This is a genomic window from Enterococcus sp. DIV2371 (assembly GCF_050498525.1).
Taxonomy (GTDB): Bacteria; Bacillota; Bacilli; order Lactobacillales; family Enterococcaceae; genus Enterococcus_B; species Enterococcus_B mangumiae.
Map to the genome: position 1 here is coordinate 1136363 of NZ_JBIPAJ010000001.1, position 15368 is coordinate 1151730.

14 protein-coding genes are annotated in these 15368 nt (G+C 38.9%); 12 read left to right on the forward strand and 2 right to left on the reverse strand.

What is annotated here, in order from left to right:
* Positions 1 to 340 precede the first annotated feature (340 nt).
* The 6 genes from IGL24_RS05360 (at position 341) to IGL24_RS05385 (ending at position 7220) form a co-directional block, all read left to right on the forward strand.
* A complete protein-coding gene (locus IGL24_RS05360) occupies positions 341 to 1897 on the forward strand; it encodes an ABC transporter substrate-binding protein (RefSeq protein ID WP_207699923.1) in 1557 nt (518 codons plus the stop codon).
* Positions 1898 to 2087: 190 nt separating this feature from the next.
* A complete protein-coding gene (locus IGL24_RS05365) occupies positions 2088 to 3017 on the forward strand; it encodes an ABC transporter permease (RefSeq protein ID WP_206856431.1) in 930 nt (309 codons plus the stop codon).
* Between the two features lie 11 nt (positions 3018 to 3028).
* Entirely contained in the window at positions 3029 to 3925 is an 897-nt protein-coding gene (locus IGL24_RS05370; RefSeq protein WP_207699924.1) for an ABC transporter permease, read from the forward strand.
* A gap of 6 nt (positions 3926 to 3931) precedes the next feature.
* Entirely contained in the window at positions 3932 to 5359 is a 1428-nt protein-coding gene (locus tag IGL24_RS05375; protein ID WP_207699925.1) for an ATP-binding cassette domain-containing protein, read from the forward strand.
* 109 nt (positions 5360 to 5468) lie between these two features.
* On the forward strand, positions 5469 to 6404 hold the full coding sequence (locus IGL24_RS05380; protein ID WP_207699926.1) for an ABC transporter ATP-binding protein: 936 nt from the start codon (positions 5469 to 5471) through the stop codon (positions 6402 to 6404).
* A 321-nt stretch (positions 6405 to 6725) separates the two neighbouring features.
* Entirely contained in the window at positions 6726 to 7220 is a 495-nt protein-coding gene (locus IGL24_RS05385; RefSeq protein WP_207699927.1) for a GNAT family N-acetyltransferase, read from the forward strand.
* Between the two features lie 105 nt (positions 7221 to 7325).
* Here IGL24_RS05385 and IGL24_RS05390 read toward each other — a convergent pair whose 3' ends face one another.
* Positions 7326 to 7979, reverse strand: coding sequence for a GntR family transcriptional regulator (locus IGL24_RS05390; RefSeq protein ID WP_207699928.1), 654 nt, complete (start codon positions 7977 to 7979; stop codon positions 7326 to 7328).
* 142 nt (positions 7980 to 8121) lie between these two features.
* Here IGL24_RS05390 and IGL24_RS05395 point away from each other — a divergent pair, with 142 nt between their 5' ends.
* The 5 genes from IGL24_RS05395 to IGL24_RS05415 are packed head-to-tail and all read left to right on the forward strand — an operon-like array spanning position 8122 to position 12176.
* Complete coding sequence (locus IGL24_RS05395) at positions 8122 to 9042, forward strand: phosphate/phosphite/phosphonate ABC transporter substrate-binding protein (RefSeq protein WP_207699929.1); 921 nt, start codon at positions 8122 to 8124, stop codon at positions 9040 to 9042.
* Positions 9043 to 9044: 2 nt separating this feature from the next.
* Entirely contained in the window at positions 9045 to 9863 is an 819-nt protein-coding gene (phnC, locus tag IGL24_RS05400; protein ID WP_207699930.1) for a phosphonate ABC transporter ATP-binding protein, read from the forward strand.
* Positions 9850 to 10644: a phosphonate ABC transporter, permease protein PhnE gene (phnE, locus tag IGL24_RS05405; protein WP_207699931.1), complete on the forward strand. Its 795-nt coding sequence runs from the start codon at positions 9850 to 9852 to the stop codon at positions 10642 to 10644. Before phnC ends, phnE begins: the two co-directional genes overlap by 14 nt.
* Before the next feature lie 15 nt (positions 10645 to 10659).
* Positions 10660 to 11445, forward strand: coding sequence for a PhnE/PtxC family ABC transporter permease (locus IGL24_RS05410; protein WP_207699932.1), 786 nt, complete (start codon positions 10660 to 10662; stop codon positions 11443 to 11445).
* Positions 11446 to 11459: 14 nt separating this feature from the next.
* Complete coding sequence (locus IGL24_RS05415; RefSeq protein ID WP_207699933.1) at positions 11460 to 12176, forward strand: tyrosine-protein phosphatase; 717 nt, start codon at positions 11460 to 11462, stop codon at positions 12174 to 12176.
* Positions 12177 to 12414: 238 nt separating this feature from the next.
* Here the strand turns inward: IGL24_RS05415 and celB are convergent, their stop codons facing one another.
* Positions 12415 to 13686, reverse strand: coding sequence for a PTS cellobiose transporter subunit IIC (celB, locus tag IGL24_RS05420; RefSeq protein WP_019723475.1), 1272 nt, complete (start codon positions 13684 to 13686; stop codon positions 12415 to 12417).
* Positions 13687 to 13839: 153 nt separating this feature from the next.
* Between celB and IGL24_RS05425 the strand changes: the two genes are divergently transcribed.
* The gene (locus IGL24_RS05425; RefSeq protein ID WP_207699934.1) at positions 13840 to 15237 is read left to right on the forward strand and encodes a glycoside hydrolase family 1 protein; all 1398 of its coding nucleotides are present in this window, start codon (positions 13840 to 13842) and stop codon (positions 15235 to 15237) included.
* Positions 15238 to 15368 lie beyond the last annotated feature (131 nt).

Genomic DNA, 15368 nt, shown 5'->3' on the forward strand with positions numbered 1-15368 from the left:
TAACAATACTCAGAAAAATCGCTATGTATGGATATTTAACGCATAAAATGTCATTTGAAAGTATTTTTAGTCAAAAGTATAAAGATTCAAAAAAAAGAAAAAATTCTAAAAATTATGTTTACATAAGAAAAAGATTAATATATAATGAGCTTTAATATTTTCAAGCAAACAATTTGACAGATTATCATTTAAGATAATAGCTGTTGTTTATTGGAGTATTGGCAAAAAGATAGCGCGTGGGTTTTAGTTAAATTAGAATAAGATTAAAAAATCCTCGGTATCGTTATCTTTTAAATGAAAAATAGGTTAGAGAAAATAAACTGTGAAATGGAGGATACGTATGAAAAATCGTAAAACAAGAGGATTCTTATTGCTGTTAACAGGTGCATTGTTTTTAGGTGCATGTGGAACTGGTGATGGAGACAGCGCATCAGGCTCAAGTAGTCCTGATCCCAATGTCTTAGTAGTGGCTACTGGTGCAGATCCGGTGACATTAGATATTCATCAAACAAACGATCAGGCGACAAGTAGAGTGGCAAGACAAATCTATGAGACGTTGATCAAGCAAACGAACGATTTAGAGTTGGTACCTGGATTAGCTACAGATTGGGAAGAAGTGGAAGAAAATATTTATGAGTTCATCTTACGGGAAGATGTTGTTTTCCATAATGGTGAACCATTAACGGCTTCTGATGTTGCTTATACGTTACACCGCGCAACTGAATCTCCTTCGATCAGTCATATCATCGGTTCGGTTGATCCTGAGACGATCGAAGTAATCGACGATCATACGATTCGTATCGGTACCCATGATTCTTTTGGGCCTTTCTTAACTCACCTTGCTCATCCAGCTGTCGGTATTTTAAGTGAAGTAGCTGTAGAAGAAGCTGGTGAAGATTATGGGATCAACAGTGTTGTAGGTACTGGACCATTTGAGTTTACTGAGTGGGTGACGGGGAGCCAACTGACGTTAGAACGCTTTTCTGATCATTGGGACGATGTTGATGGAGTGGAACGAATTGAGTTTCGCACGATCACAGATTCAAGTGTTCGTTTGATTGAATTGGAATCAGGAACCGTTGATATTGCTTATGATATTTCTCCTTCAGATAATAGTACCGTTGAGGAAAATGATGATTTGACTTTATTGAATACTGAAAACTTAGGAACAGAATATCTAGGTTTCAATTTACAAAATGACACGCCCCTTCAAGAGGTTGGCGTTCGTGAAGCAATCGCACATGCAATTGATGTTGAATCGATCATTGAAACGGTGCATATGGGGATTGGGACGCCGATGAGCGGTCCAATCAATGAACTAGTTTTTGGATTCAATGGCGATTTAGAAGCGACACCTTATGATATGGACCTTGCGAAAGAACTATTAGCAGATGCAGGCTATCCAGATGGTGGGTTCTCTCTCTCTTTATATGTCGGCGATAACAACCAAGAAAGAATTCGAGTTTCTCAAATTGTTTCAGAAGCTTTAGCAGAACTAGGAATTACGGTTGAAGTTCATCAGATGGAATGGGGCGCATTTCTTGATGCGACGGCTCTTGGAGAAGCGGATATGTTTTTATTAGGATGGACGACGATCACAACAGATGCCGATTATGGACTGCACCCGTTGTTCCACTCTAGTAATTTTGGTGAATCAGGAAATCGCTCTTTCTACCATAATGAAGAGGTAGATGAATTATTAGAAGCTGCACGTTACACATCTGAACAAGACGAGCGTGAAGTGTATTATCATACAGTACAGGAAATCATTAATTCAGATGTTCCTTGGGTATATTTGCAAACAAGGGAAAACGTGTCTGGTGTTCGTAATTGGGTCCAAGGATTTGAACACCATCCAACAGGAAGTTATTTCCTAAATGTTGTGTCAAAAAATTAAAGGTATGTTTAGAGGAGGGGCGGCGGCATTAGTCATCTTTTACCTCTGAAATCGAATAAACAGTGTTACAGAAGTAGTGCATGCAGAAATAAGTGCGAAAACCCAAAATTGGCAGAATCATTTTCGGGTTTTTGCGCTTATTTTCTAAAGATAAACCCTTCAGTAACTACCTCTTTAAGGAGATGATAAGATGTTCCAATACATTGTAAAAAGAATACTATGGTTGTTCCCGGTGTTGTTGGGGGTCACTTTTATTGTATTCACGATTATGTACTTATCACCTGGCGATCCAGTAACGATGGTTTTAGGTGAAGGAGCAACGCAAGAACAATATGAGGCAATGAGGCGCCAAATGGGACTCGATCGTCACTTTATCGAACAATTTTTCCGCTATATCAGGAATGTGTTCATCGATTTTGATCTCGGTAGATCGTATGTTTCAGGACGAGTGGTGCTTGACGAAATCCTTACTCGTCTACCGAATACGCTCAAACTATCGACGTGGAGTATTTTAATTGCTTCGTTGATCGGGATTCCGATGGGGGTCGTATCGGCGACTCGACCGTATTCAAAAATCGACAACGTCGTTATGTTCATTTCATTATTAGGCGTCTCAATGCCAACATTTTGGCAAGCCTTGTTATTGATCATTTTATTTACATCAACACTTGGCTGGTTGCCTGCAACGGGTTTTAGTAATTGGCAACAAATGATCATGCCTGTGTTTGCATTAGCCTCTTCTTCCATTGGAAGCATTGCCCGTATTACTCGGTCAAGTATGATGGATGTTTTAGATCAAGATTATATTCGAACAGCAAAAGCTAAGGGAGTCGGCGACTCGACGGTGACGTTTCATCATGCGTTGAGAAATGCATTGATCCCTGTCGTGACGATCATTGGGCTGCAATTTGGCGCTTTGTTAGGAGGCGCAGTTCTAACAGAGACTGTTTTCAGTATCAATGGGATCGGTACCTTGATGGTCAATGCGATCAGAACAAGAGATACGATGATCGTTCAAGGTGGGGTCCTGTTTATCGCATTTATTTTCACGTTGGTCAATCTATGTGTAGACATTCTTTATGCCTATATAGACCCACGAATAAAAACCTCATATGACTAAAGGAGGAAATTATGTTTCTTAGAAAAAATAATTTAGCAAAAACAGAATCGATTGCCGGCAAGTCTGAAGGCTCTAGACAAGAGATTTGGCAAGCGTTGAAATCCAATCGACGTGCTATGTTCGGCTTATTTTTTATCTGTTTATTGATCTTTGTTGCGATTTTCGCTGATTTTATTGCACCTTATGGAATGAGAGAGCAGGATCTTAGTAATGCTTTGCAGTCGCCCAATCGTACGCATTGGTTAGGGACAGATGATTTAGGTCGTGATGTTTTGAGCCGACTGATTTATGGTACACGTGTCTCATTGACAGTTGGGGGTTGCTCGGTCTTGTTGGCTTTGTTTTTTGGCGGGATCTTAGGCGTACTATCTGGCTACTTTAGAGGTTGGATCGATACATTGATCATGCGGTTTTGTGATATCTTGTTGTCGATTCCCTCCATCTTATTAGCGATTGCGATCGTTTCTTCCTTTGGTTCAAGTTTAATGAATATGATTATTGCGATTGGTTTAGCGAATATCCCCATATTTGCTCGGATCATTCGAGCCAGTGTAATGTCTGTCAAAGAAAAGCAGTTTATTGAAGCAGGAACCGCGTTAGGTGCAAATGCCAATTTATTGATTTTCAAGCATATTCTGCCAAATGTGATGTCACCAGTGATTGTTCAAGCTTCAATGGGAGTTGCAACGGCGATCTTATCAGCGGTCGGCTTAGGCTTTATTGGTTTAGGGATGGAAGCTTCTGTTGCAGAGTGGGGAACGATGTTGAATTTTGGTCGTAGTTATATTCGTACGCATTCTTATTTAACGATCTATCCAGGACTGGCGATTGTTTTGACAATCTTATCCTTTAATTTGATCGGAGATGGTATTCGTGATGCCATTGATCCGAAAATGAGAGAGAGGTGATTGGCTATGGAAACTATTTTGCGCATCAAAAATCTAGAAAAACATTTTCCTATCAAGAAAAAAAATCCTTTTAGTATTGGGAAAGATTATGTAAAAGCCAACAAGGATATTTCAGTAGATATCCTAAAAGGCGAGACACTAGGAATCGTTGGTGAAAGTGGCTGTGGCAAGTCAACATTTGGTCGTACCATCATCCAATTACAACGACAAACGAGCGGCTCTACTCTTTATTACGGAGAAACCTTAGAGGACTTTACACCTTTATATATGAAAAAAATCTATCAAGAACTTCCACAAAAAATGAAGTCTTTTGAGAAAGCAAGAAGTGTGATAGCTGAACTTGAAAATAAGCGTAGTAGAAAGAGCTCAGAAGCGGATCATGTAACGGAGCAATTACGTCTAAAAAAGGCTGTTTTTGAAAATGACTATGGCAATATGTTACGACTTGTAGGAGGATTGATTTTACACGAAGATCTAAAAAAAGTGAGTAAGACATTATTGGCTCACTATCAAGTGGCATCGAGTATTGCTAAAAGTAAAAGAAGTCTTACTTTCAACCAACAGAAACAATTAATGGGGGCATCTGTCGATCAGAAAGAAATTGACCGGATCGAAGAAACGCTTCAACAGCAACAAGAAGAGTTAGCGGTTATCAACCAAACAGTTTCACAACTGAGAAAAGAAGTAATGGGCAATAAAGATTTTGATTACTTTGAGCAACAGTTAGACTCAGGGATTGACCTTGCTAATTTAACTTCGAAGGAATCGCAAGCATTACGCAAGGATTTACAAATCATTTTTCAAGATCCATATTCCTCGTTGGACCCACGCTTGACTGTCGGGGAGATCATCGGAGAAGGACTATTGATCCATCAGTTTTTCAAAAATAAAAAAGATCCAAAGTATGAGGCGTATATCATTGATATTATGGAAAAATGTGGGCTGAAGAAAGAATTTATTGATCGATATCCACACCAATTTTCCGGTGGGCAACGTCAAAGGATCGGCATTGCAAGAGCACTCGCTCTTAAACCGAAATTTATTGTTTGTGATGAGGCAGTCTCTGCATTAGATGTTTCTATTCAGTCGCAAATCATCAACTTGCTTCAAGAGTTACGTGAGGAACTTAACCTGACCTATTTATTTATTACGCATGACCTCGGTGTCGTGAGATTTATTTCCGATCGTATCGCAGTCATGTATTTTGGACATATCGTAGAAATAGCACCGGCAAGCATGATCTTCAAAAATCCTGTCCATCCTTATACAAGACAATTGCTAAATGCGATCCCGACACTTGATGAGGATCAGCAGCAGTGGGATCTTCAAGAAACCTACCCTGAGTTTGCCTTTTACTATTCAAAAGAGCAAGATACAGATCCCGATTGGGTCGAAGTAGAACCAGATCATTTTGTAAAATGCACATTAAACTAATGACAGAAAAGAGACAATCGATACCATTCGAAGTAGAAATAATCTGTGTGGCTGAAATCTTATAAGAAACTGGTTGGCATTGTCACAACAGATTAAGAAGGAGGTTTGGATGAAGTTACTCGAGGTAAATAATCTACACACCTATTTTGATACAAAACGTGGAACAGTCAAAGCGGTCAAAGGTGTTACTTTTTCTCTTGAAAAAGGAAAAACGCTGGGCATCGTTGGCGAAAGTGGGAGTGGGAAAAGTCAAACTGCGATGTCGATCTTGCAACTCTTTCAGCGCAATCAATACATTGCTGAAGGGGAGATCCGCTTTGAAGGTAAAAATATTCGGGATTTTTCAAAGAAAGAGCTTCTACAGATTCGCGGAAATGAGATTTCGATGATTTTCCAAGAGCCAATGACGAGTTTGAATCCGGTTTTCACAATCAAAGCACAGTTGATCGAAGCGTTGAGGTTACATCAGGATCTAAGTAAAAAAGCAGCATTAATGAGAGCGTATGAGTTGTTAGAAGCAGTCAAGATCACCGATGTCAATCGGGTGGCAAAGCAATATCCGCATCAGCTTTCAGGTGGGATGAGCCAGCGAGTGATGATTGCGATGGCGTTAGCTTGTAATCCGAAACTATTGATTGCTGATGAGCCGACGACTGCTTTAGATGTCATCATCCAAGCGGATATATTAAAGTTGATGGATGAGTTGAAAAATAAGCTAGGAACGAGTATTTTATTCATTACGCATGACCTTGGTGTCATCAGTAAAATGGCAGATGATGTGATCGTCATGCATGGCGGAAAAATCGTAGAAAGTGCATCAATCGAAGACATTTTCAAAAATGCACATCATCCATATACACGTCGCTTATTAGCAGCGTTTTTAAGAACGGATATCCAACAAAAACAATCTGAACCAATTGATTTTTATAATAAAGAAAATAAACGATTTGATTTCACAAATTTCAAAGCAACTGAATCTGTTGATCCTGATTGGGTAAAAGTCGGAGAAAACCATTATGTCGCAGCAAGTTTGAAAGAAATTTGATTTTCTAACTTTTACGGAGAAAATTTAAAGGTAAGCGAGACAGAAGTGTTCCCCTTGAGTTAGATCAAAAATCTAACCAAGGGGTATTTTTGTAGGGATAGCTCTGAAGGAGAATATCAACATATATTGTTGCAGAGTGTTTGAAGGAAATCTTATGTTAAAACATCCTTTTTCTCTTAAATTAACTAGTCAAGACTGGATCATAATTACGACTTGAAACAGAGTAACCAATTGCTATATAGTTGATAAAAAACACCGATTTGGCACATGCTATAATTTTTTAAGCAGACGATTTGAAATATATTCCTAGGGATGATAAAAATGACAACCTACGTTTTTGAGAAAGTTACAGCTGAAAATGAACAGGAAGCATTGAGTGTATACCTGAGTAATAAAGCTTATTTTTCTCTCACTGGACATACAGCATCAAAAGAATCGTTAAAACACGATATGAGCGCGAAGCCTGATTCAGTTCCGATGGATCGAAAGAAATTTTACATTGTGCGAAGAGGAACTGAGCTTGTTGGAGTGATCGACTATTTGTTAGGCTATCCTTCAGAGAAAGCAGTCTATGTTGGGTTACTGTTGATCAAAGAAAAAGGGAAAGGTCATGGTAGAGCAATAGTGGACGATTTGACAAGAGAGTTTTTGAAAGACCAATATACTCTTTTGGCATTAAGTGTTTTGGAGAACAATGCGGGCGCACATAGATTCTGGGAAAAAGTCGGGTTTAGGAAAGTAAGCACAGCAGTTACAGAAGTGTCGGGAAAAGAGGTTAGCGTGGATTATTATGAAAAAAGCTTAGTTGAAAAATAGAAAAGTTCAACAAATTTGAATAAATCAAAACACCTGATATTTATGTCAGGTGTTTTGATTTTCTTTCCCCCTATTACGAGTAAAAATGACTTCATAAATCTTCTATTATAGATAACCATAATAAAGAATTTGATTGTTGGCATATTGTTGGTATTCATTCAAGCAACGAATGGCTTCGGTATAATCAGCTGACCGGATATGTTCGATATACTCCTCGAAGAAATGAACAGTCGAAAGAGTTTTTTTAGGCGAATTTTTAGGATCCGCGATTTTTTTATAGATGGAAGTACTAATGACACGACTACTGAGCCATTGATAAGTTGTGACAAGAAGCTCGTTGGGGCTAGCTGACATGATCGCCATGTATACTTCCGGCATTTTATTCATGTAATTCACGTAGTCCATCTTTTTACGATAAGCTTTTGCTTCATTTAGTAAGTGTTCGATATTCCCAATATCGAAGCTCCCTAATCCTTCAGACACTTGGTTCGTAGTTAAGATTAGCCAGTTGACACAGATTTGAGTGATGTCTGCTAATTCCTTGATGGACGCTTCTCTTAAAACGACGCCACGATTTTTCTTGTAAGTCACTAGTTTTTCATGCTCAAGTTGTTTTAAAGCAGAGCGAATAGGACTACGACTGTATTTAGTCGCTTTCGATAACGATGCTTCTGAGAATGATTCTCCAACTTTGATATTTCCTGAGAGAATCTCGTTTTTGATTTGTTTATAAACAATGGTTTCAATGGTTTCTTCCAATGATGTTTCCTCCATTTCGTGGTTTTACAATACCTTAACTTAGATTTTACACGTTCTTGATGACGTCAACTCTTTAATCAAAGTATACTACATTTAGTTAGTAGTATACTACTAAACAAATAAAAAAGTGAGGGTTTTTGTTATGAATAAGAAACGATGGGTTTTGGTTGGTGTGATACAAGTTTTTGCACTCGGTATATTCACAGGTTGTGGTACAGCATCAGATTCTGCTGATGCCAATGAAGCAGGCGCCATTGATCAATTAACAATCGTTCAAATACAAGATGAAACAAATCCCAATTCTGGACAGAAAAATGAAGAGTTTCGTTCAGACATGTCAGAAGCTTTAGGAATTGAAATCGAAGAATTAGAAGGTGCTGATTATTCAGTAGGAATCGAAGCTTTAAAAGCTGGGAAATTGGATGTTCTGTTAGTTAGCCCAATGAGTTATTATCAAGCAAAACGAGTTGCTGGTGCTGAGCCATTAGTGACAACGACGTCAATGGGAGAAGAAGATTATCGCACCCTTTTTGTGGTAGGAAAAGAGGATACGACAACTCAAACATTAGCTGATTTGAAGGGCAAAAGTTTTGCTTTTGTTGATCCTGCTTCGTCCTCTGGGTACATGTATCCAAAGGCAAAACTGATCAAAGAATTAGGGTTAGATCCAGATCAACTAGAAAATCCTGGGTACTTTTTTGATACGGTCGCTTATTCTGGGAAACATGATTCAAGTTTGATTGGTGTAGCCAAAGGTGATTACGATGCAGCTGCTGTTGCTGGGCAAATGATCAACCCACTTATAGAGGCTGGTATGATCCAAAAAGATGACATCCGCATAGTTGGTGAAACAGATATCATACCGAACGCACTGTTTGTCGTTCGTGCAGACTTACCGGATGAGGTCAAAGAGGAATTGAAAGAATTCTACCTTTCTTATGATAATGAAGACTATTTTGAAACATTTTACGGCAGTGCAGATGTTCGTTTTGTGGAAGCAAAGGATGAAGATTATGAGGTTGTCCAAGAAATGCTTGAGATCCTTAACATAGAGGAGGAATAATAATGCCTGCAAAACTACTAGAAATCAAACAGTTAAGTAAGACCTATGATAAAAAGAAATATGCGCTCTCTGAAATCGATCTAACCGTTGAAGAAGGCGAATTTATTGTGGTGATTGGTCCATCTGGTGCTGGAAAATCTACTTTTATTCGAACAATCAATCGGATGATCGAACCTTCAAGAGGGGAAGTTTTGTTTGCTGGTATGGATGTTACTCGTGCGAAAAAGAAGCAATTAAAACAGATTCGTTCAGAAATCGGTATGATTTTTCAACATTACAATTTGATTGGACGTACCAATGTGATCAAAAACGTCCTTCATGGACGATTAGGAAAAACGCCTTTTCGTAAAACGATTTTTGGACTTTATTCAGAAAAAGACAAGCAAGAAGCTGTTGACCTTTTAAGTAAAGTTGGTTTGAAAGACCATATGTACCAACGTGCGAGTGCATTATCTGGAGGACAAATGCAAAGAGTCGGGATTTGTCGAGCAATCATGCAACAGCCGAAGTTGATTTTGGCAGATGAGCCGATTGCCTCTTTAGATCCAAACTCGGCTAAAGTAGTGATGGAGCATTTGCAAGGAATCACTCACGAGCGCCAAATTACTTGCATCATCAATCTACATCAAGTCGATTTCGCTAAAAAGTATGCGACTCGAATTTTAGGAATCAAGGATGGGCGAATCGTTTTTGATGGACCGCCTCAAGACTTATCAGAAGCAATAATTGCTCACATTTATCAAGGAAAAGAGGAGCAAAAGACATTATCTGAAGAAGCCATCCCAGTCTTAAAGGAGAAATTGTCATATGGAGAAGCCTAGATTAGTGCTGCCTTTGAGTAATCACTCAAACAAGCGACGGCTGTTGAATAGTCTTTTGATACTACTTGTCATTCTTCTATCGTTTGGTTATTTAGAAATCGATGTGATAGAGAGTTTTCGGTCAATGCCAGACTTTATTTTGTTTTTTTTCCAAAATTTTTTTCCGGCGAATTTTACTAATTTGCCTAGTTACTTACCTTTAGTCGCGGAAACGATCTTATTTGCGATCGTGGGTACGTACATCTCAGCTGTCTTAGCTTTCGTCTTTGGGCTGTTGATGTCTGAGCAGACAAATCCATATCCCTTAGTACGAACCGCGTGTCGAATGGTGATCTCTTTTTTGAGAAATATTCCTGTATTAGTGTGGGCATCCTTATTCGTCTATATATTTGGTATTGGCAATATGGTTGGTCTGTTAGCACTAACAGTTGCGACTTTAGGATTTCTTGCTCGTTCTTATGCAGATTCAATTGATGAGATCGGCAGCAACAAACTTGAAGCACTTCGCGCAACGGGTGCATCTTATTGGCAAATCCTTTTTCATGGTTTGATCCCAGAGTTCATTCCTTCATGGATCAATTGGACGTTGTTTTCATTTGAGATCAATATCCGTGCCTCTTCCATTTTAGGGATGGTTGGCGCTGGTGGGATGGGAATTATGATTCAGACAAATATTCGTTTGTTCAAGTACCGCGAAGCATTTGCACTGATTATTCTTTTAGTGCTACTAGTGTTGTTGACGGAATTTGTAGTCAATCAGTTAAGAAAAAGAATTGCCTAATTTATGGAGGAAAAAATGACAAAAAAAATTGAACTATCTACAAAAAAAGAACGATGGTTGATGCTGACAACAATCTTTGTCTTAGTTCTCTTGCTCTTCACTAGTGTTTTATTACTAGATTTGGAAATTGCTCGGTTTCTTAGTCGGTTTAAAGATGCGGGTAGTATTCTTTCTCAATTTATGACGATCGACTTCTCAAGATTGAATGTGGCCATAGGAGAGCTGTTCGTTTCCTTGTGCATGGCTATCTGTGGCTTAGTTATCGGTTGGCTCATCTCTTTTGTGCTTAGTTTTCTAGGGGCACGTAATACCACACCACATGTGATTATTTCCATGACCATTAAAGGTATTGTTGCCATCATCCGAGCGGTTCCTGCGCTTGTCTGGATCTTACTTGTTGTCGCTAGTCTGGGTTTTGGCAATACTTCTGGTGTTTTAGGATTAGTTTTCCCAACAGTTGGGTATTTGACAAAATCATTTATTAGTTCAATTGAAGAACAAGATCCAGCAATCATTGAAACAATGAAAGCGACAGGTGCTGGTTGGCTTCAAATAATCACTGAAGGATTATTGCCAAATTTATTTAATCAGTTTCTTGCTTGGACCTCGATTCGCTTAGAAGGAAATCTGGCAGAATCGATCTCTTTAGGTATGGTTGGAGCGGGTGGCATTGGCATGTTGATGATGAGAGCCATCGGACAATACAATTATGGTGAAATCTCGATGCTGATCATACTGATCTTTTTGACAATCGTCAGTGTGGAGTTAGGAATCGGGCAAATCAAAAAACGTTTAAGATAAGGAGAGGGACGACAGTGTATACACGTTTACCATTAAGAGGAACCTATAATACAAGAGATTTAGGGGGATATGCGAGCAGGAATGGCGTAACTGCATGGAAGCGTTTCTTGAGAAGTGATAGTCTGACGAATCTTGAAACAGAAGACGTTGCTATTTTGCAAGAATATAATTTGACAACGATTATCGATCTGCGAACCACGTTAGAAATCGAAAAAGAGCCAACCCCTGAGATCAAAGGCGTTGAAAATTGGCAAATCTCATTGATTCCAGAAAATATCGGCGATGTGACGCAATTGGATCAGCCGTTTACAATTAGTATGTCAGAGATGTACATCCAAATAATCGAAGGGCGCAAAGAACAAATCAAGCATGTGTTTGAAACGATGGCAGCAGCAAATGGCTGTGTCTTATTCCATTGTGCAGCTGGAAAAGACCGCACTGGAGTGATCGCCATGCTATTGCTCCAATTGGCAGATGTTGCAAAAGAGGATATCATTGCTAATTATCAAACTACGAATACTTATTTATTAGCTAACCCTGAGGTAGCGGAGCAAATTGAAACGGTGGCTAATGAGATGTGGCTCTCAGTTCCAGAGTATCTTGTACCAGTACTGACTCATCTTGAAGAAAAATATCAAAACACTCATCGCTATCTAACAGACATTGGGCTGTCACAAGAATCAATCAGCCATTTGAAAAGCAAACTTATTGATGTCACTTTACCTGTTTAAAAAGGGAACGAAAAAAAATCGGTTGGAGTACGAATATTCGTACTCTAACCGATTTTTTATTACCTTGATAGCCAGGTGGTCGATCGTGTTAGTAGAAACACACACTTATGTAGTTTTAAAACATAAAGAAACACCCGGGAAAATACTAAAGAAAAAGTTTTTCGCGGGTGTTTCATTTTAGTGTTGATTGTAAATCATTCTATTTCGACTTCAAAAATCAGCTTCTGATCTCGTCAAATCAGACAACATCCATATCAGGTTGTTTATCCAAAATCATCAAGAACGGATACCAGATGACAGCGACGATCACAAAATCGATGACTTGTAGCAAGCCGCCTAACCATGAGTTTGTAGCTAACACACCGCTCGCAATGATCGGTACTGTCCATGGAACGGAGACACCAGTTGGAGCGGGTACGATTCCTGCTGCCATCACTAGGTAGTTGAAAGTTGTTACGACTAATGGTGCGACAACCCAAGGAATCAAGATCGTTGCATTCAATACGATCGGTAAACCGAAAATGGCTGGTTCATTGACGTTGAAGATCCCTGGAGCAAGAGCTAAACGACCAACATCACGGTATTGTTTTTTCTTCAAAACAAATGCCATCAATAAAACGACTGCTAAAGTCATCCCTGAACCACCGATTCCTACAGTGAATGTTTCCATAAATGGTTTTGTGATGATATGAGGCAATTCTTGACCATTTTGGTAAGCTTCTAAGTTATCAAGCATCAACGTGTTCCAAATAGGGTCCATTACAGAGTTGACGATGATTTGACCATGAAGACCAAAGAACCATAGGAATTGTACAAAGAACAAAGCGATCAAAGTAGCAGGTAAACTACTTCCTAAACCAGTCAATGGTTTTTGGATGACTTCATAAACGACATCATGTAAGTTTGCATGGAAAACGCCAGTCATAACTGCATTGATGATCAAGAAAACAGTCAAAGTCACAACCGCTGGGATCAATGCAGCAAATGATTTTGTTACAGCTGGTGGGACACTTGCGGGCATTTTGATCTGCCAACCACGTTTTGTGATGCGGCAGTAGATTTCACCTGCGATGAAAGCAGCGATCATACCGATGAACATTCCTTTTGCGCCTAAGCGATCAAGAGTCAACACACCAGATACTTCTTCGCCACCGACAGTTGTCATGACGAAAGGCGTTAAGATCAAGAAGCTGGCAAATGAGACAGCGCCTCCAAAAATACCTTCAACATCATATGATTTAGATAAATAATAGCCAATACCAAAAGTAACAAAGACTGACATGATACTCATTGTTGCATTTTGCCCATTTCCAAATAAGCTTGATAGCGTTCCTTTAGTTGCATCACTAAAGAATGGTAAGTTATTGAAAACGACAACAATCGATCCGAACATTGTTAAAGGGAAAGATAACATAAATGCATCCCGTAACACTGTCAAGTAACGATTTTGCCCTAGAAGGTTCGCTAAAGGCATGATTTTCTGAGCTAGTTTATCCATAAAACCGTTCATTTTATTCACCTCTATTATAATTTGCAATCGATTACAAAATGAGTATAACTTCAAACTAGATAAATGTCTAGTCATTTATTTAAAAAGTATTGATTTATTTTTGTGGTTTGGTATGATTACGTTATCAAAAGAAAATTAAGTGAGGGACAAAACATGACAAAATATGTATTTCCAGAAAATTTTTGGTGGGGTTCAGCTGCTAGCGGTCCACAGACAGAAGGACGTGTTACAGGAGATGGCAAAGGAGAAAACATTTGGGATCATTGGTACGACTTGGAACCTGAGAAGTTTTTCAATCAAGTAGGACCAAGCAAGACTTCTCAAGTGTATACGAAATATAAAGAAGATGTCGCATTGATGAAAGCGACTGGTCATAATACGTTCCGTACATCGATCCAGTGGAGCCGTTTGCTTCCTAATGGTACAGGAGAAGTAAATGAACAAGCTGTGACTTTCTATCGCACGTACTTTGAAGAACTGATTGCACAAGGTATTGAACCATTCGTCAATCTTTTTCATTTTGATATGCCGATGCCTTTACAAGAAAAGGGTGGTTGGTTAGCAAGAGAAACTGTCGAAGCTTATGCTGAGTATGCCAAAACATGTTTTGAATTGTTCGGAGATCTCGTGAAGAAATGGTTTACGCACAATGAACCAATCGTACCTGTAGAAGGTGGCTATCTATATCAATTCCATTATCCTAATCATGTGGACTTCAAAGAAGCAGTTCAAGTAGGGTTCCACGAAAACTTGGCAAGTGCAAAGGCGATACAAATCTACCATGAAACAGGACAAGATGGAGAGATCGGTATTATCCTGAACTTGACACCAAGTTACCCACGTGATGAAAATAACGCTGAAGATGTGAAAGCTGCGGCAATTGCGGATGCCTTTTTCAATCGTTCATTCCTTGATCCAGCTATTAAAGGTGAGTTCCCACAAGAGTTGATCGATATCGTTAAAGAATTGGATATCATGCCTGTCATGGAAGAAGGAGATTTGACGATCATCCAAGAAAATAAAGTGGATCTTTTAGGGATCAATTATTATCAGCCACGACGTATCAAAGCGAAAGAAACGCCAATCGACAAAGATCGCGCACCATTACCAGATGATTATTTTGACAACTATGATATGCCGAATAAAAAAATGAATCCTTATCGCGGTTGGGAAATCTATGAAAAAGGTATCTATGATATCTTGACAAATACGCGAGAAAATTACGGAAATATCAAATGTTTCATCTCTGAAAACGGCATGGGTGTTGAAGGAGAAGAGCGTTATGTCAATGAACAAGGAATGATTGAAGATGATTATCGCATCGAGTTTGTGACAGATCATTTAAAATATGTGCATCAAGCGATTCAAGAAGGCACAAATTGTTTAGGGTACCATATGTGGACATGTATGGATAACTGGTCTTGGACAAATGCTTATAAAAACCGTTATGGCTTTATCGCGGTCGATCTAGATCAAGATGGTAAGCGGACGATCAAAAAATCTGGTCATTGGTTCAAAGACGTAGCGGATAATAATGGCTTTGACGCGTGATCGATCATTAAATAAATAAGAAACATCACTGAATAAATACGATAAATTGTTTGAAATAAGGCGGAAAATCCCAAAATAAGATTTTCCGCCTTATTTTTTATGTACTCGTTCACTCTTATTATGCAATATCC

Excerpts from the sequence above, each read along its gene's own strand:
- IGL24_RS05425 (WP_207699934.1), top strand. The coding sequence starts at position 13,840 with ATGACAAAATATGTATTTCCAGAAAATTTTTGGTGGGGTTCAGCTGCT.
- phnC (WP_207699930.1), top strand. The coding sequence starts at position 9,045 with ATGCCTGCAAAACTACTAGAAATCAAACAGTTAAGTAAGACCTATGAT.
- IGL24_RS05360 (WP_207699923.1), top strand. The coding sequence starts at position 341 with ATGAAAAATCGTAAAACAAGAGGATTCTTATTGCTGTTAACAGGTGCA.
- IGL24_RS05395 (WP_207699929.1), top strand. The coding sequence starts at position 8,122 with ATGAATAAGAAACGATGGGTTTTGGTTGGTGTGATACAAGTTTTTGCA.
- IGL24_RS05365 (WP_206856431.1), top strand. The coding sequence starts at position 2,088 with ATGTTCCAATACATTGTAAAAAGAATACTATGGTTGTTCCCGGTGTTG.
- IGL24_RS05375 (WP_207699925.1), top strand. The coding sequence starts at position 3,932 with ATGGAAACTATTTTGCGCATCAAAAATCTAGAAAAACATTTTCCTATC.
- phnE (WP_207699931.1), top strand. The coding sequence starts at position 9,850 with ATGGAGAAGCCTAGATTAGTGCTGCCTTTGAGTAATCACTCAAACAAG.
- IGL24_RS05385 (WP_207699927.1), top strand. The coding sequence starts at position 6,726 with ATGACAACCTACGTTTTTGAGAAAGTTACAGCTGAAAATGAACAGGAA.
- IGL24_RS05370 (WP_207699924.1), top strand. The coding sequence starts at position 3,029 with ATGTTTCTTAGAAAAAATAATTTAGCAAAAACAGAATCGATTGCCGGC.
- celB (WP_019723475.1), bottom strand. The coding sequence starts at position 13,686 with ATGAACGGTTTTATGGATAAACTAGCTCAGAAAATCATGCCTTTAGCG.
- IGL24_RS05410 (WP_207699932.1), top strand. The coding sequence starts at position 10,660 with ATGACAAAAAAAATTGAACTATCTACAAAAAAAGAACGATGGTTGATG.
- IGL24_RS05380 (WP_207699926.1), top strand. The coding sequence starts at position 5,469 with ATGAAGTTACTCGAGGTAAATAATCTACACACCTATTTTGATACAAAA.